A 20,584-nucleotide genomic window follows, 5' to 3' on the forward strand; every position below is an offset into this window, starting at 1 on the left:
GCAGGCCCCGATGGCGCGGCTGACACCGCCGTATGACCAGCTTGTCTTTTCGGGCGGCGGGACGCGGTGTTTCTGGCAAGGCGGCCTGCTGCATGTGCTGCGCGATGCGATCGGGCTGGACCCGGCGCGCATCGCCGGCGTATCGGGCGGCGCGCTGTCGGCCTGCGGTTTCATCTCGCGGCGCGGGACCGTCGTGCGCGAAACGATGATCGAGGCGTTCAAGGACCAGGACCGCAACCTGCCGCTGCACGAACCCTTCGACGGCGAGCCGGGCAATTCCCCCCACCAGCAAATCTATCGCAAGGTGGTGGAAACGGTGCTGGACGCCGATGCGCAGCGCCGGATCGCCAATGGCCCGGCCTTCGAGATTGTGATCGCGCGGCCGCCCGATTCGAACTGGGCCAAGCTGTCGGCCACCGCCGTCATGGCCGCCTACGAGGCCGATCTGGCCGTCCGGTCCACGCCGCATCTGTCCTGGGCCGAAAAGGCCGGCCTAACGCCCGAACGGGTGGATGCGCGCGCCGCCGCGGCGGAAGGGCGGCTGATCGACCTCGTCTGCGCCGCGGCCACGATCCCGCCTGCTTTCGATCCGCCGCTCTGGGACGGGAAACCGGCCATCGACGCCGGCATGACCGATCAGGCGCCCGTTCCACAGCCGGACGAAGGCACCACGCTGATTCTGCTGACGCGCCGCTTCCGCAACATCCCCGACATTCCCGGCCGCACCTACCTGCAACCGCAGGACGAGGTGCCGGCCGACAAAATCGACTTCACCGATCCCGACAAGCTGCGCCGCACCTGGGCGATGGGCGAGGATGCGGCACGCGCGCTGCTGGCGGACATGGACTAGTTTCAAGAGGAGGAGAGACGACATGGCAAGAACGGCATTGGTCACGGGGGGCACCCGCGGAATCGGGGCGGCGATTTCGGTCGCGCTGCGCGACGCGGGCTATGACGTTGCGGCGAATTACGCCGGCAACGACGAGGCGGCGAAGAAATTCGCGGACGAGACGGGGATCAAGGTCTTCAAGTGGTCGGTCGCCGATTACGACGCCTGCAAGGACGGAATCGCCAAGGTGGCCGAGGCGCTTGGCCCGGTCGAGGTGCTGGTCAACAATGCCGGCATCACCCGCGACGCGATGTTCCACCGCATGACCCCCGACCAGTGGCGCGAGGTGATCGACACCAACCTGACCGGCGTGTTCAACATGACCCATTGCGTCTGGGGCGCCATGCGCGACGCCAAGTTCGGGCGCGTCGTCAACATCAGTTCGATCAACGGCCAGAAGGGCCAGGCCGGTCAGGCGAATTACAGCGCCGCCAAGGCGGGCGATCTGGGCTTCACCAAGGCGCTGGCGCAGGAAGGCGCGCGGGCCGGCATCACCGTGAACGCGATCTGCCCCGGCTATATCGGCACGGAAATGGTGCGCGCCATCGACGAGAAGGTGCTGAACGAACGCATCATCCCGCAGATCCCCGTCGGCCGCCTGGGCGAGCCCGAGGAAATCGCCCGTTGCGTGGTGTTCCTGGCGGGCGAGGATGCGGGCTTCATCACCGGTAGCACGATTTCGGCCAATGGCGGCCAGTATTTCGCCTGAACGAAAAGGACCGGCGCGGTCGATGCCGCGCCGGTCCCCAGTTTGCGGTCAAGTTCGCCTTTCGGGCGAATCGATCCGGATCAGTGGCTAAGACGGTCGATCTGTTCCTTGAGCCGCAACTTCTCGCGTTTCAGTTCGGTGATTCGAAGGGCGTCGGTGCCGGGACTGCGCTGCGCGTCCTCCACCATGTCCGAAAGATTTTGGTGTTTCTTCCGCAATTCCGAGACATGAGCGTCCAATGACATCGCCATCCTCCTTCGTTTCGGGTGCCGTCAGGGTAGTCCATCACATTTAGGTGGGTCTGTCACCAATACCAGTGCACGAATTGGATTCAGTTTGTCCGCTAACTGACGTTACGGCAGCTTTTCGCCACAACGCAGGGCAGAATACACCTTTGGCGTGTAATCCTCGGCATCTTGGCCATGCGTCGGCCCGTAATGCAGGATCAGGGGCGCCGCCAGCCGCAGCGGCGCGCGTCCGCCCTTGCGCCCCTGCACGACGACCAGCGTGGCGTCGCGCCCGGCGCGCGGGCAAAGCGGCCGCACGACGATGCTGCCCAGATCGCCCGCCATCGGCGTCAGCAGGTCGGCCAGCCGGTCGGCGCGCTGAATCACCGTCATCCAGCCCCGCGGTGCCAGACGCCGCGACCCGGCGGCGATCCAGTCGGCCAGCGGCGTATCGCCCGCCAGCGCGGTGTCGCGGCCAGAATCGCGGGCGGCGGTTCCCTGTCGCCGGTCGAAGAACGGCGGGTTGGCAATGACGTGATCGAACCGCCGCTGGCGCAGATCGGGCGGCAGCGCCCGCAGGTCGGCGGTGACGATCCGCGCGGCAATCCCGTTCAGCGCGGCGTTGCCGCGCGCCAATTCGGCATAATGCGGCTGTATCTCGACCCCGGTCAGGTCCAGCCCGCCGACACGCGCGCCGAGGCAGAGCAACGCGGCACCGCCGCCGCAGCCCAGTTCCAGCACGCTGTCGCCGGCCCGCGCCGGAACGAAGGCCGCCAGAAGCACCGGGTCGATCCCCGCGCGATAGCCCCGGCGCGGCTGATCCAGCCGCAGCCTGCCGCCCAGGAACGCGTCGCGCGTCAGGCCGCCGGCATCATCCCAGGGCGATGTCATTGTCGCGCAGCACGGCGCTGGCACGGAAATGATCGCGCGCGGCCACCATCAGCCGTCGGGGCAGGATCCCGATCGACCCTTCCAGGACACTCATATGGACGTCCAGTTCGAACCACTCTATTCCCTCGCCCTGAAGAAGCGCCTTGGCGAAGGCGATGGAGGTCGGGTCGCTGCTGCGCATCAGTTCCTTCATGCCGGCACATAAGGTCGCCGCCCGAGGTTTGTCGAGGCTATGACGGAACGCGCATGACCCAGCAATTGCAGATAACGCCCCTCGACCGTCTGGCGGCGGCGCTGGCCGAGCCGCTGGAAGGGGTGGGCGAAACGATCCGCGCGCGCATGGTCAGCGAACACGCCCCCCGCATCCCCGAAGTGACCGAGCATCTGATCGGCGCGGGCGGCAAGCGCATCCGCCCGATGCTGACGCTGGCCGCGTCGCGCCTGTGCGGCTATCGCGGCATGCACGACGTGCGGCTGGCCGCCACGGTCGAGTTCATCCATACCGCGACGCTGCTGCATGACGACGTGGTCGATCAAAGCGGCCAGCGGCGCGGGCGCCCCACGGCCAACCTGCTTTGGGACAACAAGTCATCGGTGCTGGTGGGCGATTACCTGTTCGCCCGCGCCTTTCAGCTGATGGTCGAGACGGGCAATCTGCGCGTGCTCGACATCCTGTCGAACGCCGCCGCCACCATCGCCGAGGGCGAGGTTCTGCAACTGACCGCCGCCAGCGATCTGGCCACGTCCGAGGCGACCTATCTCAAGATCGTGCGCGGCAAGACCGCCGCGCTGTTTTCGGCGGCGACGGAAACGGGCGGCATCATCGCGGGCGCGGACGACGAGGTGGTCGCCGCGCTGCATGTCTATGGTGACGCGCTGGGGATCGCCTTCCAGATGGTCGACGACCTGCTGGACTGGCAGGGCGACGACATCGGCAAGAATACCGGCGACGATTTCCGCGAACGCAAGATGACGCTGCCGATCATCCGCGCGGTCGCGGGGGCCGAAGGCGACGACTGGGCGTTCTGGGCGCGCACCATCGGCAAGGGCCGGCAGGAAGACGGCGACCTGCATCGCGCGCGCGCCCTGATCGACGCGCAGGGCGCGCTGGAATCGGTGCGCAAGGACGCGCTGGGATGGGCCGACCGGGGGCGCGAGGCGCTGACGCGCTGCCCGCCGGGCGATCTGCGCGACATGCTGGCCGATCTGTCGGATTACGTCGTCGAACGGATCCGCTAGGCCAGGACCGGCGCGGCGGCGACCCACCACCGGGGCTGCCGGGCCCCGATGCGACCGGCCGCGCGCGCGGCATCCGCCTGCGTGGCGTAAAGCCCGAAGCATGTGGCGCCCGACCCCGACATGCGCGCCAGCAGACAATCCTGCGCTGTCAGTTCGGCCAGCGTGTCGCCCACCGCCGAAGCCAGCCGCATCGCCGCCGGTTGCAGGTCGTTGCGGCATCCCGCCAGCCAATCGGCCAGGTCCCGCGCATTGGTCCAGGGCCGCATCCTCGGCAGGGGCGAACCGGCGGCGCCCTGCAACGCGGCGAAAACGGCCGGCGTGGACAGCGCGACGCCGGGATTGACCAGCACCAGATGCGCTTGCGGCAGCGGCGGCACCGCATCCAGCCGCTCGCCAATACCCCGCATGCGCGCGGGCCTGCCCGCCAGGCAGACCGGCACGTCCGCCCCCAGCGCGCCCGCATCCGGCACGGCGCGACCGTCCATCGCCGCCAGCGCCCGCAGCGTGGCGGCGGCATCCGCCGATCCGCCGCCGATGCCGGACGCGACGGGCAGGCGCTTGGTCAGCGTCAGCGCGGCCGCCGGCCCGCCCGTCGCCCGTGCCGCGCGCATCACAAGGTTGTCGTCGCCCGAAGGCACCCCGCCGGTCATCGGCCCCGCGACCGTCAGCGACCAGTCGTCGGCCGGTTCCGCGCGCACGGTGTCGCCGATGCCCGCGAAGACCACCAGCGAATCCAGCAGGTGATAGCCGTCGGCGCGGCGGCCGGTGACATGCAGGCAAAGGTTGATCTTGGCGGGCGCTTCGGCCTCAGCCGTCATTCGCCACCTTCAGCGGATCGGCGCCTTCCTCCTCCAGAACCGCGTCTAGCCCCAGTTCCAGCTTCCGGCGGATGCGGTCGGCGTCGATGTCTTCCTCCGACGCGTTGTCGGCGAAGGACAGCGCGCGCGACCACTGGAACCGCGCCTCCAGATGACGGCCCACCGCCCAATAGATGTCGCCCAGATGATCGTTCAGCACCGGATCAACCGGCGTCAGCTGCACCGCGCGCTCCATCGGCGCGACCGCCTCGTCATAGCGGCCCAGCTTGTAGAAAACCCAGGCCAGGCTGTCGACGATATAGCCGCTGTCGGGCCGCGCGGCGACGGCGCGTTCGATCATGTCCAGCGCCTCGTCCAGCTTCTCGCGCCGCTCGACCAGCGAATAGCCCAGATAGTTCAGAACCTGCGGCTGATCGGGGTTCAGGTCCAGCGCGCGGCGGAAATCGGCCTCGGCCGCGGGCCAGTCGCCGGTGCGTTCGGCGGTGACGGCGCGGGCGAAATAGACCACCCATTGCGACGCCTGCGGGGTGTCGAACAGCGCGACCGCGCGGTCATAGGCATCGCGCGCCTCGGCGAACCTGTCCAGATCGCGCAGCGCGTCGCCAAGTTGAGCCTGCACCACCGCGATATCGGGGCGGTCCTGCGCCAGCCGCCGCAGCACCTCGATCGCGGCATCCTTGCGGTCGGCCTTCAGCATCGCCTCGGCCCGGCCGAGTTCGGCCGCGATATGCGCGGGGCCGTCATTGGGAATGGCGGCATAGGTGGCGATGGCCAGATCGTATTGCCCCATCTCGTCCAGCAGGGCGGCGCTCAGCAGGGCGGCCTCGACGTGATCGGGGCGCAGTTCCTGTGCAGCGCGCGAATAAAGCAGCGTATAGCCGCGCGCCACCTCGTCCGCCAGGGCGGCGGCGATGTCATGCGCGGCCTCGGCCATGCCCGCGCGCGCATCGGGCGCCACGGTGAAATCCAGCGTCTCGCCCGACGCGGCCCGGTCGCGCAGATCGGCCAGCATCGGGTCCAGATCCGGGCCGAACCCTTCCAGCAGCACGCTGACCGCGCGGTCCCCCTGGCCCAATTGCGTCAGGATCTGCGCGCGCGCGATCAGCCCGCGCCGCGTCAGCCGCAGATCCTTTTCCGCCGAAAGCAGCGCCTCGGCCTCGTCGAAGCGGCCCAGCGACGCCAGCGCCAGCGCCTTGTGATAGATGCCGTAAGCCTGCACCGCGCCGTCGCCCGCCAGATCGTCGAACGCGGCCAGCGCGTCGTCGGTCCGTTCGGCCCCCAGCAGCGCCCAGCCCCGCGCCAGCCCGTCGAAAAGCGGCCCGACGCTGCGCCCGGCCTCCAGCTCGTCCAGCAAGTCCGTCCACGCGCCGTCGCGGGCGGCGACCGTCGCCAGCGCCAGGTTGGCGATCTGATTGTCGGCGCCCGTCTCGACATAGCGGCTCGCGGCGGCGGCGGCGCTGTCGAAATCGCCCAGCGACATGTGCGCGCCGATCAGCCCTTCCAGCATCTCGCGGTTGGTGGCGTCCCTGCGCACGCCCTGCGCCAGATAGCGCGCGGCCTCGGCGAAATCGTTGCGGATCTGCGCGTGCCGCCCGGCAAGATAGGCGCCCGCATCCTCGCGCTCGCCCCCGGTGGCGACGGTCGGCAAAAGCAGGGCTAAGGCAAGGGCAAGACGGTGCATCGGCAATCCTTTCGGGCGTCATGGCCAGATGACGCTAGGGGCCGCCCGCGCCGCTGACAATCGCGCAACGATCACATGTTGGGATAGTTCGGCCCGTCCCCGCCCTGCGGCACCGTCCAGACGATGTTCTGGCTGGGATCCTTGATGTCGCAGGTCTTGCAATGCACGCAGTTCTGGAAATTGATGACGAACCGCGTGTCGCGCCCTTCCTCGGTCACGAATTCATAGACCCCGGCCGGGCAATAGCGTTGCGACAGACCGGCATATTTCGGCAGGTTCACCGCGACCGGGATGGCCGGATCCTTCAGCTTCAGATGCGCGGGCTGGCTTTCCTCGTGATTGGTGAACGAAAACGCCACGTTGGTCAGCCGGTCGAAGCTCAGCGTGCCGTCGGGCTTGGGATAGTCCAGTTGCTTGTGGTCGGCGGCGTCGCCGGTGGCCGCGGCATCGGTCTTGCCGTGCTTCAGCGTGCCCAGCAGCGAAAAGCCCGCGGTGTTGCACCACATGTCGAACCCGCCCAGCGCCAGCGACGCGGTCAGCCCGTATTTCGACCAGATCGGCTTGACGTTGCGGACGCGGCGCAGGTCGCGGCCGATGGGCCCGCTGCGCACCGCCGCATCGTAATCGTCCAGCACGTCGCCCGACCGGCCCGCGGCGATGGCCTCGTGCGCGGCCTCGGCGGCGGCCTTGCCCGACAGCATGGCGTTGTGGTTGCCCTTGATGCGCGGCACGTTGACCATCCCGGCGGCGCATCCCAGCAGCGCGCCGCCCTGAAAGGCGACCTTGGGCAGCGATTGCCACCCGCCCTCGCTGATGGCGCGCGCGCCATAGGCCACGCGCTTGCCGCCTTTCAGCAGCTCGGCCACCATCGGATGATGCTTGAATTGCTGGAACGCCAGATAGGGGTTCACGTATGGGTTGGCGTAACCCAGATGCACCACGAACCCGACATAGACCTGGTTGTTGTCGAGGTGATAGATGAACGACCCGCCGCCCGCATCGCTGCCCAGCGGCCATCCCATCGTATGCGTGACCGTGCCGGGGCGGTGCTTTTCCGGGTCGATCTCCCACAGCTCCTTCATGCCCAGGCCGTATTTCTGCACGTCGCTGTCGGCATCCAGACCGTAGCGCGCGATGACCTGCTTGGACAGCGATCCGCGCACCCCCTCGCCCAGCATCACGTATTTGCCGTGCAGCTCCATCCCCGGTTCGTAATTCGGGCCTTCGCTGCCGTCGGGGTTGCGCCCGAATTCGCCCGCGACGACGCCCCTGACCGCGCCCTCGTCGTCGAAGACAAGTTCCGAACAGGACATGCCGGGGAAGATTTCCACCCCCAGCTCCTCGGCCTGCTCGGCCAGCCAGCGGCACACATTGCCCATGCTGACGATATAATTGCCGTGATTGTTCATCAGCGGCGGCATCACGACATTGGGCACCCGCGCCTTGCCGCTTTCGCCCAGAAAGAAGAAATTGTCCTTGGCCACCTTCACCGTCACCGGCGCGCCGCGATCCTTCCAGTCAGGCAGCAGCGCGTCCAGGCCGCAGGGATCCAGCACCGCGCCCGACAGGATATGCGCACCCACCTCGGAACCCTTTTCCAGCAGCACGACGCTGCGTTCTGGATCGAGCTGCTTGAGGCGGATCGCCGCCGACAGGCCCGCCGGCCCCGCGCCGACGATCACCACATCGTATTCCATCGCTTCGCGGGCGGTCTGGGACATTGCGGCTTCCTTGTTGGCGTGTCGTCGTCCGATGTAGGGGCCAGCGCCCCGCCGCGTCAATTGCGACACGGCGTTACGCCCCGGCGCGCGCGGACGGCCCCGCCCTTGACTTTGCGCGTCCCCCCTTGATTAACAAGCCCCAGTCCTTCCGCATTCCCAGCACGAAAACGGCCCCCCACATGGAAAAGATACCGCTGACCCGCGCGGGGCAGACCGCGCTCAATGCCGAGTTGAAGCAACTCAAGTCCGAAGAACGCCCCGCCATCATCGCCGCCATCGCCGAGGCGCGCGAACATGGCGACCTGTCCGAGAATGCCGAATACCATTCCGCCAAGGAGAAGCAGTCCTTCATCGAGGGCCGCATCAAGGAAATCGAAAGCATCCTGTCGCGGGCCGACGTTATCGAGACCGGCAAGATGTCGGGCGCCATCAAGTTCGGCGCCGAAGTGACGCTGCTGGACGAGGATACCGACGAAGAGCGCACCTATCAGATCGTGGGCGAACCCGAGGCGAACCTCGAAGCGGGCAAGTTGAACCTGCGCTCGCCGCTCGCGCGCGCGCTGATCGGCAAGGACGAGGGCGACACCGTCGAAGTGCGCACCCCCGGCGGCGAAAAGTCCTATGAAATCCTGCGCGTCGTCTGGCGCTGAACGCGAAGGCCGCGCATGTCGAACCGCGATCTTCTGGACCGGCTGCGCGGCGTCTGGCGCAGGCGCGCCGGCGCCGACCTGGCGGGCACCGTCGCCGGCGGGCTGGCGGTTCTGTGGGCCGTGGCGGCGGCGATGCTGCTGGTCTGGCCCGGCAATCGCGGGCTTGGCGACACGATCTTCTATGTGACCGTGCCCATCGCGGTCCTGCTGCCGCTAGCGCTGGCCTGGGTCGGCATCACCGTCGGCCGCGCCGCCCGCCACAGCGCGGCCGCGCTGGCGCGTCTGACCCGCACGCTGGACGCCATCGAAAGGCGCGCGGGCGTGGCCCCCGCGCAGCCCGATACGCCCGATCTTTCCGCGCGGCTGGACCGCATCGCCGACACCCAGCGCAAGATCGAGGCGACGCTGGCCCGCCTCGCCGCCACGCGCGCCGACCGGCCTGCCCCCGCCGCTTCTGCCCCTGCCGCCCCGCAGCGCGCGGCCGCCGACACGGCGCAGCCCGCGCTGGGCATCGACGCCCCGCAGGAGGCCCCGGCACTGGGCATCGACGATCTGATTGCCGCGCTGCAATTTCCGGTCGATCCGCAGGACCGCGCCGGGTTCAGGGCGCTGCGCCGCGCCCTTCAGGACCGAAGCGCGGCGCAGGTCGTGACCTCGGCGCAGGACGTGCTGACGCTGCTCAGCCAGGATGGCATCTATATGGACGACCTGCCGCCCGATGCGGTCGATCCCGCGCTCTGGCGTCGTTTCGCACGGGGCGAACGCGGCCCGGCCATCGCCGGCATCGGCGCGATCCGGGAGGAGGCCGCGCTGGACAAGGCGCGGCGGCGGATGCGCGGCGACACGATCTTCCGCGATACCTGCCACCATTTCCTGCGGCTTTTCGACCGCACGCTGGCCGGGATGGAACCGCAGGCCGACGACGCGCAGATCGCCCGGCTGGCCAATACCCGCACGGCGCGCGCGTTCATGCTTCTGGGTCGGGTGGCGGGCACCTTCGACTGACCGTCAGAACCGGTCCAGCAGACGCCGCAGATAGTCGCGCTCGGCCTCGGGGCGGGCGCGTTCGCCCGACCGGCGGCGGATCTCGTCCAGCAATTCCTCGGCCCGGCGATGCACCTCGTCGCGGCCCAGAAGGTCGCTATCCGATCCCATCCGCCCGTCCAGGCCCGCCTCGCGGCCCAGCGGGTCCGAGGCGCGGCCCTGCGGATCGCCGGCCTCGGCCCGGCCCTCGGCCCCCTGGCGGTCCTGCGCCATCGCTTCGCCCAACTGGCGCATCCCCTCGCGCAAAGCCTCCATCGCGTCGGCCTGCCGGTCCAGGGCGCGGGCGGTGTCGCCGTCGCGCAGCGCATCCTCGGCGCCTTCCATCGCCTCGCCCGCCCGACCGAGCTGGTCGCGCGCCGCGTCCCCTTCGGGCGTGCCCGCGCCCGGCAGATTGCCCTGCTGGCGGCCCAGCTCGTCGCGCAGCGCCTGCTGACGCTCGGCCAGCGACCCGCCGCCCTCGCCCTCGCCCTCGCCCGGCTGTCCCTGCCCCGGCTGCCGTCCCTGTCCCTGCTGGCCCGGCTGTTGCCCCGGCTGCTGGCCCTCGCCGAATTGCCGCTGCAAATCGCGGAAGGCGTCGTCGCTCAGCCCCTGCTGGTCGCGCAGGGTCTGTTGCAGATCGTCCATCGCCTGCTGGCCTTCGCCGGGCTGCCCCTGCCCCTGCCCCTGGCCCTGGCCCTGCGTCACCTGCATGTTCTCCATCATGCGGTTCAACTGCTCCAGCAGCGCCTGCGCCTCGGCCATGCGGCCCTGCTCCATCAGCTCCTGGATGCGGTCCATCATCTGCTGAAGCTGGTCCGGCGTGATCTCCTGCATCTCGCCCTGCGCCTGTTGGCTTTCGCCGCCTTCCGACTGCTCGGCCAACTGGCGCATGTAGTCCTGCATCGCCTCGCGCAGTTCCTGCATCAGTTCGGCGATCTCGCTTGGGTCGGCGCCGTTCTCCATCGCCTCGGCCAGACGGTCCTGCGCGCGGCGCAGGCGTTCCAGCGCGTCGGCCAGATCGCCGTGTTCCAGTTCCTGCGCGATGTCCCACAGCGCCTGCGCGATCTCGTCCTGCCGCTCGGGCGTCAGCGGCGTCACGCCCAGCCCCGCCTCAAGCCGCCGGATCGCGACCCGCAACCGCAGATAAAGCGTATGGGACCGGAACACCCCCTCGGGCTGCCACGAAATCGCGCGCAGCACATCGGCCACGCGGCGGGCATTGTCGCGCGACCACAGCAGGTCGCGCCGCTGCTCGATCACCGCCTGCGCCACTGGATCGAAGAACCGCAATCCCGCCAGATCGCCGCGCACCGGATCCGAGGCACCCGTCTGGCCCATCGCATCCGTCACCTCGAACGTCATCGTCACGGGCAGGTTCGCCCAGGGGTGGCGGCTGAAATCCTCGACCAGCGCGCCCTCGAACGCGGCACGGTCGCCGGTGATCGGCAGGGGCAGATCGACCACCAGCGCATCGCGCGGGTCGGGATCGGCGGCAAGGCCGTGGCGGCGGTCGATGGCGGCTTCGTCCAGCGTCACGGTCACGCGCCCGGCGGTCACGCCGTAATCGTCCGACGCGGTGAAGGGCTGGCGGAACTGCCCGCCCTCGATCCGTTCGGCGGGTTCGGTCACGGCGATGGCAGGCGGCGCGTCGGGGATCACGGCCACGTCCCAGGCGCGGCCCCCCGCCCCCTCGATCCGCAGAACGCCGTCCTGCACCACCTCGAAATCGCGCGAGGGCGCGCCGTCCTCGACGGGGGACGCGGTGCCGCCCGACACGGTTTCCACCACATCCAGCGCGCCCACCTCGCCGTAAAGGCGCAGCGTCACGCGGCTGTCCTCGGGCACGTCGATGGCGCGGGAATCGAGATCGGCAAGATAGAGGCTGGGCAGTCCGGTATAGGACGGCGGCTCGATCCAGCCTTCCCAGGCGGGACCGGCGGCCAGCGCGGCACCCGGCCGGCCCGGCGTCATCTCGGCCACCGTGCCGACGCGCAGCACCGACCCCCAGATCGCCGCCACCGCGAACAGCAGCAGCGCGGCATAGCGCAGCGCGAAGGGATCGCGCCCGGCCAACCGCAGATCGGGCCGCACGGCGCGCGCCCGCCACACGCGGTCGGCCATCCGCGCGACATGCGCGTCCCAGACCGCGCGCGACGCGGCATCGTCGCCGCCGATGGCCTGGTGGTCGGTCAGCACCGTGATGGGCCGCCCCGGCAACGACCGGTCCAGCCGGTCCAGCGCGTCGGCATCGGACGGCCAGCGGAACCGCCGCGCGCCATGCCAGACGGCCGCAAGCGCCCCGGCCCCGACCGCCAGCGCGGCCGCCCAGACGGCCTCGACCGGGGCGGCCTCGTGCCAGCCCAGCATCAGCGCGCCCAGCACCGCCAGCCCCAGCGCCCAGAGCGGCCAGAAGGCGCGCGCCGCGCGTTCGGCGGCCATCCCGGCGCGCGTCAGCGTCAGGGGGCGGCGCAATCCGCGCAGGGCGTCGTCGGACAGGGGACGGGACATCGACCTCGACCGGCATCTGCCGTGTGGCGGCCCGATGCGGACCATCCCGCGTTAGAGCCAGGCGGGGATGGTATCGCGTTCGATCATCTCGTCAATCGTCGGACGGGCGCGGATGACGGCGAATTGATCCCTGTCCACCAGCACCTCGGGGATCAGCGGGCGGGAATTGTATTCGGACGCCATCACCGCACCGTAGGCCCCCGCGCTGCGGAACGCCACCAGATCGCCCTCGCCCAGCGGCGGCATCGGCCGCGCCCGCGCGAAGGTGTCGCCGCTTTCGCAGACCGGCCCGACGATATCCACCGCCGCCCGGTCCACCCCCGGCGCGGGCTGCACCAGCGGCACGATGTCGTGATGCGCGCCATACATCGACGGGCGGATCAGGTCGTTCATCGCCGCGTCGAGGATCAGGAAATCGCGGTCCTCGCCCTGCTTGAGATAGATCACCGACGCCACCAGCACGCCCGCGTTCCCGGCGATTAGCCGGCCCGGCTCGATCTCGATCTGGCAGCCCAGATCGCCCAGCGTGCGGCGGATCATCGCGCCGTAATCGGAGGGCAGCGGCGGGGCGGCGTTGTCCTGCACGTAAGGGATGCCCAGCCCGCCGCCCAGATCCAGCCGGTCGATGGCGTGGCCCTGCGACCGCAGCAGCCGCGTCAGCTCGGCGACCTTGGCATAGGCCGCCTCGAACGGGGCGAGGTCGGTCAGCTGGCTGCCGATATGCACGTCGATCCCCACCACCCGCAACCCCGGCATCCGGGCCGCTTTCGCATAGACCTGCGGCGCGCGGGCGATGGGGATGCCGAACTTGTCCTGCCGCCGACCGGTGGCGATCTTCTCGTGCGTGCCGGCATCGACGTCGGGGTTCACGCGCAGCGTGATCGGCGCGACCGTGTCCATCTGCCGCGCCACCCGGTCCAGCGCCTCCAGCTCGGGCTCACTCTCGACGTTGAACTGGCGCACGCCGCCTTGCAGGGCGCGCGCCATCTCGTCCCGCGTCTTGCCCACGCCCGAGAACACGATCCGCTCGCCCGGAATGCCGGCGGCCAGGGCGCGCGCGTATTCGCCGCCCGATACCACATCCATCCCCGCGCCCATGTCGCCCAGCAGCTTCAGCACCGCCTGGTTGCTCAGCGCCTTCATCGCATAGCAGATCAGATGGTCCATCCCGGCCAGCGCCTCTGCGAAGACGGTATAGTGCCGCCGCAGCGTCGCTGTCGAATAGACATAGACCGGCGTGCCGACCGAGGCGGCGATGTCGGCCAGCGCCACGTCCTCGGCCATCAGGATGCCGTCACGATAAAGGAAATGGTCCATGTCATGCCTTGTCCGACCGCGCGCGCCGGGTGATAGCAGGCTGGGGCGGGAACGCAATTCGACGATGACGGGACACGACATGCGCGGCCGCTGGCGCACCACGATGCTGACCGCGCTGGCGATGGTGGCCTTCGCCGCCAATTCGGTGCTGAACCGCGCCGCGCTGGCCGACGCGCTGATCGACCCGATGGCCTTCGCGGCGATCCGGCTGGCGGCGGGGGCCGTCACGCTGGGGGCGCTGGCCACGGCCCTGCGCGGCCGCGCCTGGCTGACGCGCCTGCGCCCCGCGGGCGCGCTGGCGCTGGCGCTTTACGTCACCGGCTTCTCGGCGGCCTATCTGCGGATGGATGCGGGCGCGGGGGCGCTGATCCTGTTCGGCGGCGTGCAGGTGACGATGTTCGCCGGCGCACTGGCTTTGGGCGAATCCGTGCCCGCCCGCCGCTGGATCGGCGCGGCGCTGGCGCTGGCGGGGCTGGCATGGATGCTGCTGCCCGGCGCGGGGTCGGTGCCGCCCGTCTCGGCCGCGCTGATGGCGCTGGCGGCTTTCGGCTGGGGGCTTTATTCGCTCATGGGCCGCGCCGGGACCGACCCGCTTTCGGCCACCGCCGCCGCCTTCGCCGGGGCCGTGCCGCTGGGGCTGGCGGCGTTCTGGGCCGCGCCCGCCGCCCTGCCCGCCCGGCCCGAGGGCATCGCGCTGGCGGTCCTGTCGGGCGCCGTCACCTCGGGGCTGGGCTATGCGCTGTGGTATGCCGTGCTGCCGCGCCTCGGCCCCGCCCGCGCGGCGCTGGCGCAACTGACGGTGCCGGTGATCGCCGTCGCGGGCGGCACGCTGCTGCTGGCGGAAATCCCCGGCCCCCGCCTGGCGCTGGCCTGCGCGCTTGTGATCGGCGGCGTCGCCTTCGGGCTGTCGGGGCGGCGCGGCGCGCGCTAGATTGCCGCCATGCGCGCCCTTCTCGCCCTTGCCCTTCTGCTGCTGCCCCTGCCCGCGCTGGCGGGCGATTGCGTGATCCTGCTGCACGGTCTGGCGCGCACGGCGGCGTCGATGCAGGTCATGGCGGTGGCGCTGGAGCGCGAAGGCTATGACGTCATCAACGTCGATTACCCCTCGACCGACCGCGCCATCGGCCCGCTGGTCGATCGCACGATCCCCGATACCGTGGCGGCCTGCGGCGACCGGCGCGTGCATTTCGTGACCCATTCGATGGGCGGCATCCTCGTGCGCGCCTGGCTGGAGGACAACCGCCCCGCCATCATGGGCCGCGTGGTGATGATGGGACCGCCCAATCACGGCACCGAACTGGTCGATGCCTTCGGCGATCTGGAACCCTTCGCCTGGCTCAACGGCCCGGCGGGGCTGCAACTGGGCACCGGCCCCGACAGCGTGCCGAACCGCCTCGGCCTGCCCCGGTTCGAGCTTGGGGTGATCGCCGGGAACCGCTCGCTCAACCCCGTCTATTCGACGTTGATCGAGGGGCCGGACGACGGCAAGGTCTCGGTCGCGTCGACGCGCATCCAGGGCATGGACGATCACATCGTGCTGCCGGTGACGCATACCTTCATGATGATGAATCCGCTGGTCATCCGGCAGGTGCTGGCCTTCCTGCGCGACGGGCGTTTCGCCCGCTGACGCGACGGTTGATTCACCCGCCGACGCGGCGGTTCACATGCCCCATCTTGCGCCCGGCGCGCATCTCGGCCTTGCCGTAAAGATGCAGCGCGCAGGCCGGGTCGCGGGCCAGATCCGGCACGCGGGACACGTCGTCGCCGATCAGGTTGGTCATCACCATGTCCGAATGCCGCGCGCCGTCGCCAAGGGGCCAGCCCGCCACGGCGCGGACATGCTGCTCGAACTGGCAGATCGTGCATCCGTCCTGCGTCCAGTGGCCCGAATTGTGCACGCGCGGCGCGATCTCGTTCACGATCAGACCGCCTTGCACGACGAAGAATTCCACCCCCAGCACGCCGACGTAATCCAGCGCGTTCAGGATGCGCCCGGTCTGGATCACCGCATCGGTCAGGACGCTGCCCGGCAACCCGGCGGGAACGGTCGTGGTGCGCAGGATGCCGCCCTCGTGGACGTTGCGCCCCGGATCGAAACAGGCGACGCTGCCGTCCGGCCCGCGCGCCCCGATGACCGAGATCTCGGCCTCGAACGGCACCACGCCTTCCAGGATCGCGGGCGCATCGGGCAGGTCGGCCTCGGCGGACGTGACCCGCATCTGCCCCTTGCCGTCATAGCCGAAGCGCCGGGTCTTCAGGATCGCCGGCGCGCCCACCCGCTTCAGCGCCGCCGCGAACGCGGCCCGGTCCGGCACGTCGGCATAGGGCGCGCAGGCCAGCCCCAGCCCGGTCAGCCAGTCCTTTTCCGTCAGCCGGTCCTGCGACACGCGCAGCGCCTCGCGCCCCGGACGGATGGCGCACAGCCCTTCCAGCAGATCCAGCGCGGCGGTCGGGATGTTCTCGAACTCGTAGGTCACGACATCGACGGCCGCGCCGAAGGCGCGCAGCGCCTCGGCATCGTCGAAGGCGGCGCAGGTATGATGCGCCGAAACCTCGGCCGCCGGGGCGTCGGGCGCGGGGTCGAACACATGGCACCGCAGCCCCAGACGCGCCGCCGCCAGCGCCAGCATCCGGCCCAACTGCCCGCCGCCCAGGATCCCGACGACCGCCCCGGGTGCCAGCGGCTCAGCCATCTTCCGGCACCTCGGGGATCGAGGCCGACAAGGCCGCGCGCCAGGCCGCGATTCGTCCGGCCAGCGCCGCATCGCCCAGCGCCAGGATCTGCGCCGCCATCAGCCCGCCATTGGCCGCGCCGCCGATGGCCATGGTGGCGACCGGATAGCCGCGCGGCATCTGCACGATGGAATAGAGGCTATCCAACCCGCCCAGGGCGCGCGTCTGGACCGGAACGCCGATCACCGGCAGGCAGGTCTTGCTGGCCAGCATGCCGGGCAGATGCGCCGCCCCCCCGGCCCCGGCGACGATGACGCGGATGCCGCGCGCATCCGCGTCGCGCGCATAGGACCACAGCCGGTCCGGCGTGCGGTGCGCCGATACGATCCGCGCCTCGTGCGCGACGCCAAGCGCGTCCAGCACATCCGCCGCCGCGCGCATCGTCGGCCAGTCCGACTGGCTGCCCATGACGATGCCGACGATGCCGGCCGCCGCGCCGCTGTCGCCCTGCGCCATGTCAGGCGATGATATCGGGGGTCAGCTGATCCTCCAGCCGCGCGATGGCGTCCTTCAGCATCAGCTTCTTGCGCTTCAGCCGTTGCAGCGTCAGCATGTCGGCCCGTCCGCCTTCCTGCAACGCGCGCACGCTTTCGTCCAGATCGGCGTGTTCGCGGCGCAGCATCTGCAACTTGATGCGCAGCACCTCGTCGGTCTGCATCCGGTGTTCGTGGCGTGGGGGCTCGGCGTTCATGGCGTCATACTGCCCCGTCCCCCCTCCGCGCACAAGCGCGGGTCTTGCGGCGCGCGGGCGCGCTTCCCATATTCACGGACAACGACGGCTGCCGCTTCAGGGGCCGTCGCGCACAGGTCGCTTTCGAAAAGGACGTGCCGATGACGAAGATGGCTTTGGGCTCCCATCCCTTCCTTCTGGGGTTCGAACAGCTCGAACGGCTGGTCGAACGCACCGCCAAGGCGGATGCGGGCGGCTATCCGCCCTACAACATCGAACAGGTGGGCGACGGCGCCTACCGGATCACGCTGGCCGTGGCCGGTTTCGCCGAACGCGACCTGTCGATCACCCTCGAGGACCGCCAGCTCGTCGTCCGTGGCGCCCAGTCCGAGCCCCAGGAAGACCGCCTGTTCCTGCATCGCGGCATCGCCGCACGGCAGTTTCAGCGGACCTTCGTTCTGGCGGACGGCGTTGAGGTGACGGGGGCCGGGTTGGAAAACGGTCTTCTGCATCTCGATCTGAAACACGCCCTTCCCGAACGCACCGTGCGCAGGATCGAGATCACCGACGCCCCCAGGGGGCAGAAAGGCAAGCCATGACCCATCATCAGCAGAGTTTCGCCGAAGGCGCGGACAACATCGTCTATATCCGCCCCGTCAACGTGTCCGAACTGCCGACCGAGGTGCAGCAGCAGGCCGACGGCCTGGAACGCATCTATGCCGTGCACTCGGCCACCGGCGATCGGCTGGCGCTGGTCCGCGACCGCGACCTCGCCTTCATCGTCGCGCGGCAGAACGACATGGCGCCGGTCAGCGTCCACTGACGGTCCGGCCCCGGTCCAGGCCGGGGCCGCCGGTCAGTCCAGCACCTCGTCCGCGCCGACACCCCAAAGCGCGTCCTTGCGCACCCATCCGCGATAGCCGTCGGCGCGCATCTGGCACCAGTCCGGCCCGCATTCCCCCAGCCGCCCGATCACCCCCCGCTGCGCCTTGGCGACGGGCCGTCCACTGGCATCGGGCGATGTCATCAGCGCCACCTCGTCCGCCTCGACCAGCGCCGTGCGCACCCCCGACAGCAGCGAATAGTGGATCCAGCCGCCCACCCCGTCGCGGTCGCGCACGCGCCGCCAGTGCCCGTATTCGGCGGTGATTTCCAGCGGCAGGTCGCGCCGCTTGTAGACCCAGTCGATCCGGTGGCTCAGCGACGGGCCGCGCCGGACGTTCCCCTCGGACGCCTTCAGCGACACGAATCGCGGCAGCGGCAGGTTGGTGACGGGGCCGCGTCCTTCTTCGGCCGCCGTGGCGGGCAGCGCCAGACAGATCGCCAGGGCCGCGCGCAGGCAGCCGCGTAAAATCGAATCGTGCATCTTCCGTCCGCTCGTCGGCACCGTCGCCGCCGGGGTCTTCCGGCCTTGTGCCATGCCCCGTTTGGCGGCACGTTGCGCGCGAGATCGACAAATGAAAAGACCGAAAGGACAGGCACGATGGCGCAGCGGTTGAGTGTGGTCGCGACGCGACGTTTGCCCGCCCCGGTCGAGGCGCGCCTTGCCGAACTGTTCGACCTGCGCCTGCCGGACGAGGACCGCCCCACCACCCGCGACGACCTGCTGCGCGCCGTCGCCGATGCCGATGTCGTGGTGACGACCATCACCGACAAGGTCGATGCGGCGGTGCTGGCACGGGCCGGCGACCGGCTGAAGCTGATCGCGCATTACGGCGCCGGCGTCGATAACATCGACGTCGAATCGGCGCGGCGGCGCGGCATCCTCGTCTCGAACACCCCCGGCGTCACCACCGACGACACCGCCGACATGGCCATCGCCCTGATGATGGCCGTCACCCGCCGCATCCCCGAAGGTCTGTCGGTGATGCAGCAGGGCGCATGGGAAGGCTGGGGGCCGACCGCGTTCCTGGGCCGCCGCATGACCGGGCTTCGGCTGGGCATCCTCGGCATGGGGCGGATCGGCCAGGCCATCGCCCGCCGGGCCCGCGCCTTCGGGATGGAAGTGCATTATCACAACCGCACCCGCCTGCGCCCCGCGACCGAGGAAGGTCTATCGGCGACCTATCACGACAGCCTCGACCGGATGCTGGCGCGCATGGACATCGTCAGCGTCAACTGCCCGCACACGCCCGGCACGTTCCATCTGCTGAACGCCCGGCGGCTGAAACTGCTCAAGCCCGGCGCGGTGGTCATCAACACCTCGCGCGGTCAGGTCATCGACGAAAACGCCCTGGCACGCGGGCTGGAATCGGGCGAAATCGCCGGCGCGGGGCTCGACGTGTTCGAGAACGGGGTCGAAATCAATCCGCGCCTGCGGGATCTGCCGAACGTGGTGCTGCTGCCGCATATGGGCTCGGCCACCATCGAGGGCCGGATCGAGATGGGCGAAAAGGTGATCCTGAACATCAAGACCTTCGCCGACGGCCACCGCCCTCCCGACCTCGTGGTGCCCGGCCTGACCTGAGGCGGCGTCCCTCAGAACGTCTGCGCGCGGCCTTCGTCGGTCACGTCGGTCTTGTAGACCAGCGCGCAGAACCGCAGCCCGGCATTGCACGTCACCGGCTTCATCAGGCAGCGGATCGTGCGCCGGCCCTCGTCCGGCCGTTCGACGGCAAACCGGTATTCCTGCGGAACCCCCGACAGGCAGGCCTGCAAATGGGGCAGCGCGCGGCGCTCGTATTCCTCGGGCCCCAGCACGTCGCGCAGGTGACGGCCGATCATCTGCACCTGCGAACGTTCGTGAAACCGCGCCTCGGACCGGCTGGCGGCAAGATAGCGATGATCGGTCCCGATCGCGAACAGCCGCTCGGATGCCTGCGTGACATAGACCGACAGCCGCCCGCCATCGGCCAGCGCGCCCTCGGGCATCCGTCCCTGGCGCGGCGAACGCCCCGTGGCGGCGGTCTGCAAATGGTCCATCAGCCCCGCCGCGATCTGCATGTCGTGCCGTCCCGCCCCCGTCCGGCCCAGCATCGTCGCCCGGCGCATGAAGAACGCGATCTTCTCGCGGATCTCGGGCAGCCCCTCGGGCTCGTAGCGTTCGACCTGCTGCAAAAGGATGGCCGACCGGCGCAGCAACTCGGCGCGAAGTTCGGGCGCGGTATTGGCCGCCATCGACGCCTGAAGCTGCGCGTCCGTGAACATCAGGTCCGAAATCAGTGAAACGATCTGCATGGTTTTCCTCTGGCTTCGGACGGTTCGGTGGAACGCGGCGGTTTCTTCTAAAACTTTGTATAAGTCGATTACCCCAATCCCCCCGCGCGTTCCCGATTCCCGGTCTGATTGCGGACAATTTGCTTAATATATGAAAGTCTTGGAAACAGTCGGCGCAAAGGTGTCGGATCATGCCGCATGTTGCATCAATGGCTGACACGACGCGGCCTGCCCTGGCTGATTCCCCGCCATTCGGCCGTGGGTCGCTGCCGCGTTGACACGGCCGCCGCAGGGTCTATAAGCCGCGCTTCGTCCCGGTCCTGCCGGACTATTGGTGTTGGCGGCCCCCGCA

23 protein-coding genes are annotated in these 20,584 nt (G+C 69.7%); 10 read left to right on the plus strand and 13 right to left on the minus strand.

Annotation, left to right across the window (positions count from 1 at the left end; translation table 11 throughout):
• Positions 1–10 precede the first annotated feature (10 nt).
• Together OCGS_RS08305 and phbB are read left to right on the plus strand one after the other, a co-directional pair.
• Positions 11–850, plus strand: a complete 840-nt coding sequence (locus OCGS_RS08305; protein WP_007426789.1) for a patatin-like phospholipase family protein — start codon at positions 11–13, stop codon at positions 848–850.
• A gap of 22 nt (positions 851–872) precedes the next feature.
• Complete coding sequence (phbB, locus tag OCGS_RS08310; RefSeq protein ID WP_007426790.1) at positions 873–1,598, plus strand: acetoacetyl-CoA reductase; 726 nt, start codon at positions 873–875, stop codon at positions 1,596–1,598.
• Between the two features lie 80 nt (positions 1,599–1,678).
• Here the strand turns inward: phbB and OCGS_RS14825 are convergent, their stop codons facing one another.
• From OCGS_RS14825 to OCGS_RS08320, 3 genes are all read right to left on the minus strand, one after another.
• A complete protein-coding gene (locus tag OCGS_RS14825) occupies positions 1,679–1,843 on the minus strand; it encodes a YdcH family protein (RefSeq protein ID WP_007426791.1) in 165 nt (54 codons plus the stop codon).
• Positions 1,844–1,951: 108 nt separating this feature from the next.
• Positions 1,952–2,716: a tRNA1(Val) (adenine(37)-N6)-methyltransferase gene (locus tag OCGS_RS08315; protein ID WP_007426792.1), complete on the minus strand. Its 765-nt coding sequence runs from the start codon at positions 2,714–2,716 to the stop codon at positions 1,952–1,954.
• The gene (locus tag OCGS_RS08320) at positions 2,697–2,909 is read right to left on the minus strand and encodes a putative signal transducing protein (RefSeq protein WP_040610812.1); all 213 of its coding nucleotides are present in this window, start codon (positions 2,907–2,909) and stop codon (positions 2,697–2,699) included. The genes OCGS_RS08315 and OCGS_RS08320 overlap by 20 nt, the downstream gene beginning before the upstream one ends.
• Positions 2,910–2,962: 53 nt before the next feature.
• Here OCGS_RS08320 and OCGS_RS08325 point away from each other — a divergent pair, with 53 nt between their 5' ends.
• On the plus strand, positions 2,963–3,955 hold the full coding sequence (locus tag OCGS_RS08325; RefSeq protein ID WP_007426794.1) for a polyprenyl synthetase family protein: 993 nt from the start codon (positions 2,963–2,965) through the stop codon (positions 3,953–3,955).
• Here OCGS_RS08325 and OCGS_RS08330 read toward each other — a convergent pair.
• From OCGS_RS08330 to OCGS_RS08340, 3 genes are all read right to left on the minus strand, one after another.
• Positions 3,952–4,773, minus strand: a complete 822-nt coding sequence (locus OCGS_RS08330; protein WP_007426795.1) for a 4-(cytidine 5'-diphospho)-2-C-methyl-D-erythritol kinase — start codon at positions 4,771–4,773, stop codon at positions 3,952–3,954. The two genes, OCGS_RS08325 and OCGS_RS08330, sit on opposite strands and share 4 nt — an antisense overlap.
• Positions 4,763–6,454: a tetratricopeptide repeat protein gene (locus OCGS_RS08335; protein WP_007426796.1), complete on the minus strand. Its 1,692-nt coding sequence runs from the start codon at positions 6,452–6,454 to the stop codon at positions 4,763–4,765. The genes OCGS_RS08330 and OCGS_RS08335 overlap by 11 nt, the downstream gene beginning before the upstream one ends.
• 71 nt (positions 6,455–6,525) lie before the next feature.
• Positions 6,526–8,175 carry an electron transfer flavoprotein-ubiquinone oxidoreductase gene (locus tag OCGS_RS08340; RefSeq protein WP_007426797.1) on the minus strand — a complete coding sequence of 550 codons (1,650 nt, stop codon included), beginning with the start codon at positions 8,173–8,175 and terminating at the stop codon, positions 6,526–6,528.
• Positions 8,176–8,354: 179 nt separating this feature from the next.
• On the opposite strand from OCGS_RS08340, the gene greA reads away from it, so the two are divergent.
• Both greA and OCGS_RS08350 read left to right on the plus strand, forming a co-directional pair.
• Positions 8,355–8,825: a transcription elongation factor GreA gene (greA, locus tag OCGS_RS08345; RefSeq protein ID WP_007426798.1), complete on the plus strand. Its 471-nt coding sequence runs from the start codon at positions 8,355–8,357 to the stop codon at positions 8,823–8,825.
• Positions 8,826–8,840: 15 nt separating this feature from the next.
• Positions 8,841–9,830: a hypothetical protein gene (locus OCGS_RS08350; RefSeq protein ID WP_007426799.1), complete on the plus strand. Its 990-nt coding sequence runs from the start codon at positions 8,841–8,843 to the stop codon at positions 9,828–9,830.
• A gap of 3 nt (positions 9,831–9,833) precedes the next feature.
• Here the strand turns inward: OCGS_RS08350 and OCGS_RS08355 are convergent, their stop codons facing one another.
• The gene (locus OCGS_RS08355; RefSeq protein ID WP_007426800.1) at positions 9,834–12,356 is read right to left on the minus strand and encodes a TIGR02302 family protein; all 2,523 of its coding nucleotides are present in this window, start codon (positions 12,354–12,356) and stop codon (positions 9,834–9,836) included.
• Positions 12,357–12,407: 51 nt separating this feature from the next.
• Positions 12,408–13,673, minus strand: a complete 1,266-nt coding sequence (lysA, locus tag OCGS_RS08360) for a diaminopimelate decarboxylase (RefSeq protein WP_007426801.1) — start codon at positions 13,671–13,673, stop codon at positions 12,408–12,410.
• Between the two features lie 64 nt (positions 13,674–13,737).
• Here lysA and OCGS_RS08365 point away from each other — a divergent pair, with 64 nt between their 5' ends.
• Together OCGS_RS08365 and OCGS_RS08370 are read left to right on the plus strand one after the other, a co-directional pair.
• Positions 13,738–14,604 (plus strand): DMT family transporter, encoded by an 867-nt coding sequence (locus OCGS_RS08365; RefSeq protein ID WP_238538240.1) that lies wholly within the window; start codon positions 13,738–13,740, stop codon positions 14,602–14,604.
• A 9-nt stretch (positions 14,605–14,613) separates the two neighbouring features.
• The gene (locus OCGS_RS08370; RefSeq protein ID WP_007426803.1) at positions 14,614–15,300 is read left to right on the plus strand and encodes an alpha/beta fold hydrolase; all 687 of its coding nucleotides are present in this window, start codon (positions 14,614–14,616) and stop codon (positions 15,298–15,300) included.
• A 13-nt stretch (positions 15,301–15,313) separates the two neighbouring features.
• Here OCGS_RS08370 and OCGS_RS08375 read toward each other — a convergent pair whose 3' ends face one another.
• Genes OCGS_RS08375 through OCGS_RS08385 form a run of 3 tightly spaced genes read right to left on the minus strand, consistent with a single transcriptional unit; the run spans position 15,314 to position 17,097 of the window.
• Positions 15,314–16,366, minus strand: coding sequence for a 5-(carboxyamino)imidazole ribonucleotide synthase (locus tag OCGS_RS08375; protein ID WP_007426804.1), 1,053 nt, complete (start codon positions 16,364–16,366; stop codon positions 15,314–15,316).
• Entirely contained in the window at positions 16,359–16,862 is a 504-nt protein-coding gene (gene purE / locus OCGS_RS08380; RefSeq protein WP_007426805.1) for a 5-(carboxyamino)imidazole ribonucleotide mutase, read from the minus strand. The genes OCGS_RS08375 and purE overlap by 8 nt, the downstream gene beginning before the upstream one ends.
• Before the next feature lies 1 nt (position 16,863).
• The gene (locus OCGS_RS08385; protein ID WP_040610813.1) at positions 16,864–17,097 is read right to left on the minus strand and encodes a YdcH family protein; all 234 of its coding nucleotides are present in this window, start codon (positions 17,095–17,097) and stop codon (positions 16,864–16,866) included.
• A 140-nt stretch (positions 17,098–17,237) separates the two neighbouring features.
• Here OCGS_RS08385 and OCGS_RS08390 point away from each other — a divergent pair, with 140 nt between their 5' ends.
• On the plus strand, positions 17,238–17,675 hold the full coding sequence (locus OCGS_RS08390) for an Hsp20 family protein (RefSeq protein WP_007426807.1): 438 nt from the start codon (positions 17,238–17,240) through the stop codon (positions 17,673–17,675).
• Positions 17,672–17,899 (plus strand): DUF1150 family protein, encoded by a 228-nt coding sequence (locus OCGS_RS08395; protein ID WP_007426808.1) that lies wholly within the window; start codon positions 17,672–17,674, stop codon positions 17,897–17,899. Before OCGS_RS08390 ends, OCGS_RS08395 begins: the two co-directional genes overlap by 4 nt.
• A gap of 33 nt (positions 17,900–17,932) precedes the next feature.
• Here OCGS_RS08395 and OCGS_RS08400 read toward each other — a convergent pair whose 3' ends face one another.
• Positions 17,933–18,442, minus strand: coding sequence for an SH3 domain-containing protein (locus OCGS_RS08400; RefSeq protein ID WP_007426809.1), 510 nt, complete (start codon positions 18,440–18,442; stop codon positions 17,933–17,935).
• Between the two features lie 117 nt (positions 18,443–18,559).
• Between OCGS_RS08400 and OCGS_RS08405 the strand changes: the two genes are divergently transcribed.
• Positions 18,560–19,543, plus strand: coding sequence for a 2-hydroxyacid dehydrogenase (locus OCGS_RS08405; RefSeq protein ID WP_007426810.1), 984 nt, complete (start codon positions 18,560–18,562; stop codon positions 19,541–19,543).
• 11 nt (positions 19,544–19,554) lie between these two features.
• On the opposite strand, the gene OCGS_RS08410 is transcribed toward OCGS_RS08405, so the two are convergent.
• Positions 19,555–20,253 carry a PAS domain-containing protein gene (locus tag OCGS_RS08410; RefSeq protein ID WP_007426811.1) on the minus strand — a complete coding sequence of 233 codons (699 nt, stop codon included), beginning with the start codon at positions 20,251–20,253 and terminating at the stop codon, positions 19,555–19,557.
• Between the last annotated feature and the right edge of the window lie 331 nt (positions 20,254–20,584).

The sequence above is a fragment of the Oceaniovalibus guishaninsula JLT2003 genome (genome assembly GCF_000299575.1).
Lineage (GTDB): Bacteria > Pseudomonadota > Alphaproteobacteria > Rhodobacterales > Rhodobacteraceae > Palleronia > Palleronia guishaninsula.

Excerpts from the sequence above, each read along its gene's own strand:
- OCGS_RS08305 (WP_007426789.1), top strand. The coding sequence starts at position 11 with ATGGCGCGGCTGACACCGCCGTATGACCAGCTTGTCTTTTCGGGCGGC.
- phbB (WP_007426790.1), top strand. The coding sequence starts at position 873 with ATGGCAAGAACGGCATTGGTCACGGGGGGCACCCGCGGAATCGGGGCG.
- OCGS_RS14825 (WP_007426791.1), bottom strand. The coding sequence starts at position 1,843 with ATGTCATTGGACGCTCATGTCTCGGAATTGCGGAAGAAACACCAAAAT.
- OCGS_RS08315 (WP_007426792.1), bottom strand. The coding sequence starts at position 2,716 with ATGACATCGCCCTGGGATGATGCCGGCGGCCTGACGCGCGACGCGTTC.
- OCGS_RS08320 (WP_040610812.1), bottom strand. The coding sequence starts at position 2,909 with ATGAAGGAACTGATGCGCAGCAGCGACCCGACCTCCATCGCCTTCGCC.
- OCGS_RS08325 (WP_007426794.1), top strand. The coding sequence starts at position 2,963 with ATGACCCAGCAATTGCAGATAACGCCCCTCGACCGTCTGGCGGCGGCG.
- OCGS_RS08330 (WP_007426795.1), bottom strand. The coding sequence starts at position 4,773 with ATGACGGCTGAGGCCGAAGCGCCCGCCAAGATCAACCTTTGCCTGCAT.
- OCGS_RS08335 (WP_007426796.1), bottom strand. The coding sequence starts at position 6,454 with ATGCACCGTCTTGCCCTTGCCTTAGCCCTGCTTTTGCCGACCGTCGCC.
- OCGS_RS08340 (WP_007426797.1), bottom strand. The coding sequence starts at position 8,175 with ATGTCCCAGACCGCCCGCGAAGCGATGGAATACGATGTGGTGATCGTC.
- greA (WP_007426798.1), top strand. The coding sequence starts at position 8,355 with ATGGAAAAGATACCGCTGACCCGCGCGGGGCAGACCGCGCTCAATGCC.
- OCGS_RS08350 (WP_007426799.1), top strand. The coding sequence starts at position 8,841 with ATGTCGAACCGCGATCTTCTGGACCGGCTGCGCGGCGTCTGGCGCAGG.
- OCGS_RS08355 (WP_007426800.1), bottom strand. The coding sequence starts at position 12,356 with ATGTCCCGTCCCCTGTCCGACGACGCCCTGCGCGGATTGCGCCGCCCC.
- lysA (WP_007426801.1), bottom strand. The coding sequence starts at position 13,673 with ATGGACCATTTCCTTTATCGTGACGGCATCCTGATGGCCGAGGACGTG.
- OCGS_RS08365 (WP_238538240.1), top strand. The coding sequence starts at position 13,738 with ATGACGGGACACGACATGCGCGGCCGCTGGCGCACCACGATGCTGACC.
- OCGS_RS08370 (WP_007426803.1), top strand. The coding sequence starts at position 14,614 with ATGCGCGCCCTTCTCGCCCTTGCCCTTCTGCTGCTGCCCCTGCCCGCG.
- OCGS_RS08375 (WP_007426804.1), bottom strand. The coding sequence starts at position 16,366 with ATGGCTGAGCCGCTGGCACCCGGGGCGGTCGTCGGGATCCTGGGCGGC.
- purE (WP_007426805.1), bottom strand. The coding sequence starts at position 16,862 with ATGGCGCAGGGCGACAGCGGCGCGGCGGCCGGCATCGTCGGCATCGTC.
- OCGS_RS08385 (WP_040610813.1), bottom strand. The coding sequence starts at position 17,097 with ATGAACGCCGAGCCCCCACGCCACGAACACCGGATGCAGACCGACGAG.
- OCGS_RS08390 (WP_007426807.1), top strand. The coding sequence starts at position 17,238 with ATGACGAAGATGGCTTTGGGCTCCCATCCCTTCCTTCTGGGGTTCGAA.
- OCGS_RS08395 (WP_007426808.1), top strand. The coding sequence starts at position 17,672 with ATGACCCATCATCAGCAGAGTTTCGCCGAAGGCGCGGACAACATCGTC.
- OCGS_RS08400 (WP_007426809.1), bottom strand. The coding sequence starts at position 18,442 with ATGCACGATTCGATTTTACGCGGCTGCCTGCGCGCGGCCCTGGCGATC.
- OCGS_RS08405 (WP_007426810.1), top strand. The coding sequence starts at position 18,560 with ATGGCGCAGCGGTTGAGTGTGGTCGCGACGCGACGTTTGCCCGCCCCG.
- OCGS_RS08410 (WP_007426811.1), bottom strand. The coding sequence starts at position 20,253 with ATGCAGATCGTTTCACTGATTTCGGACCTGATGTTCACGGACGCGCAG.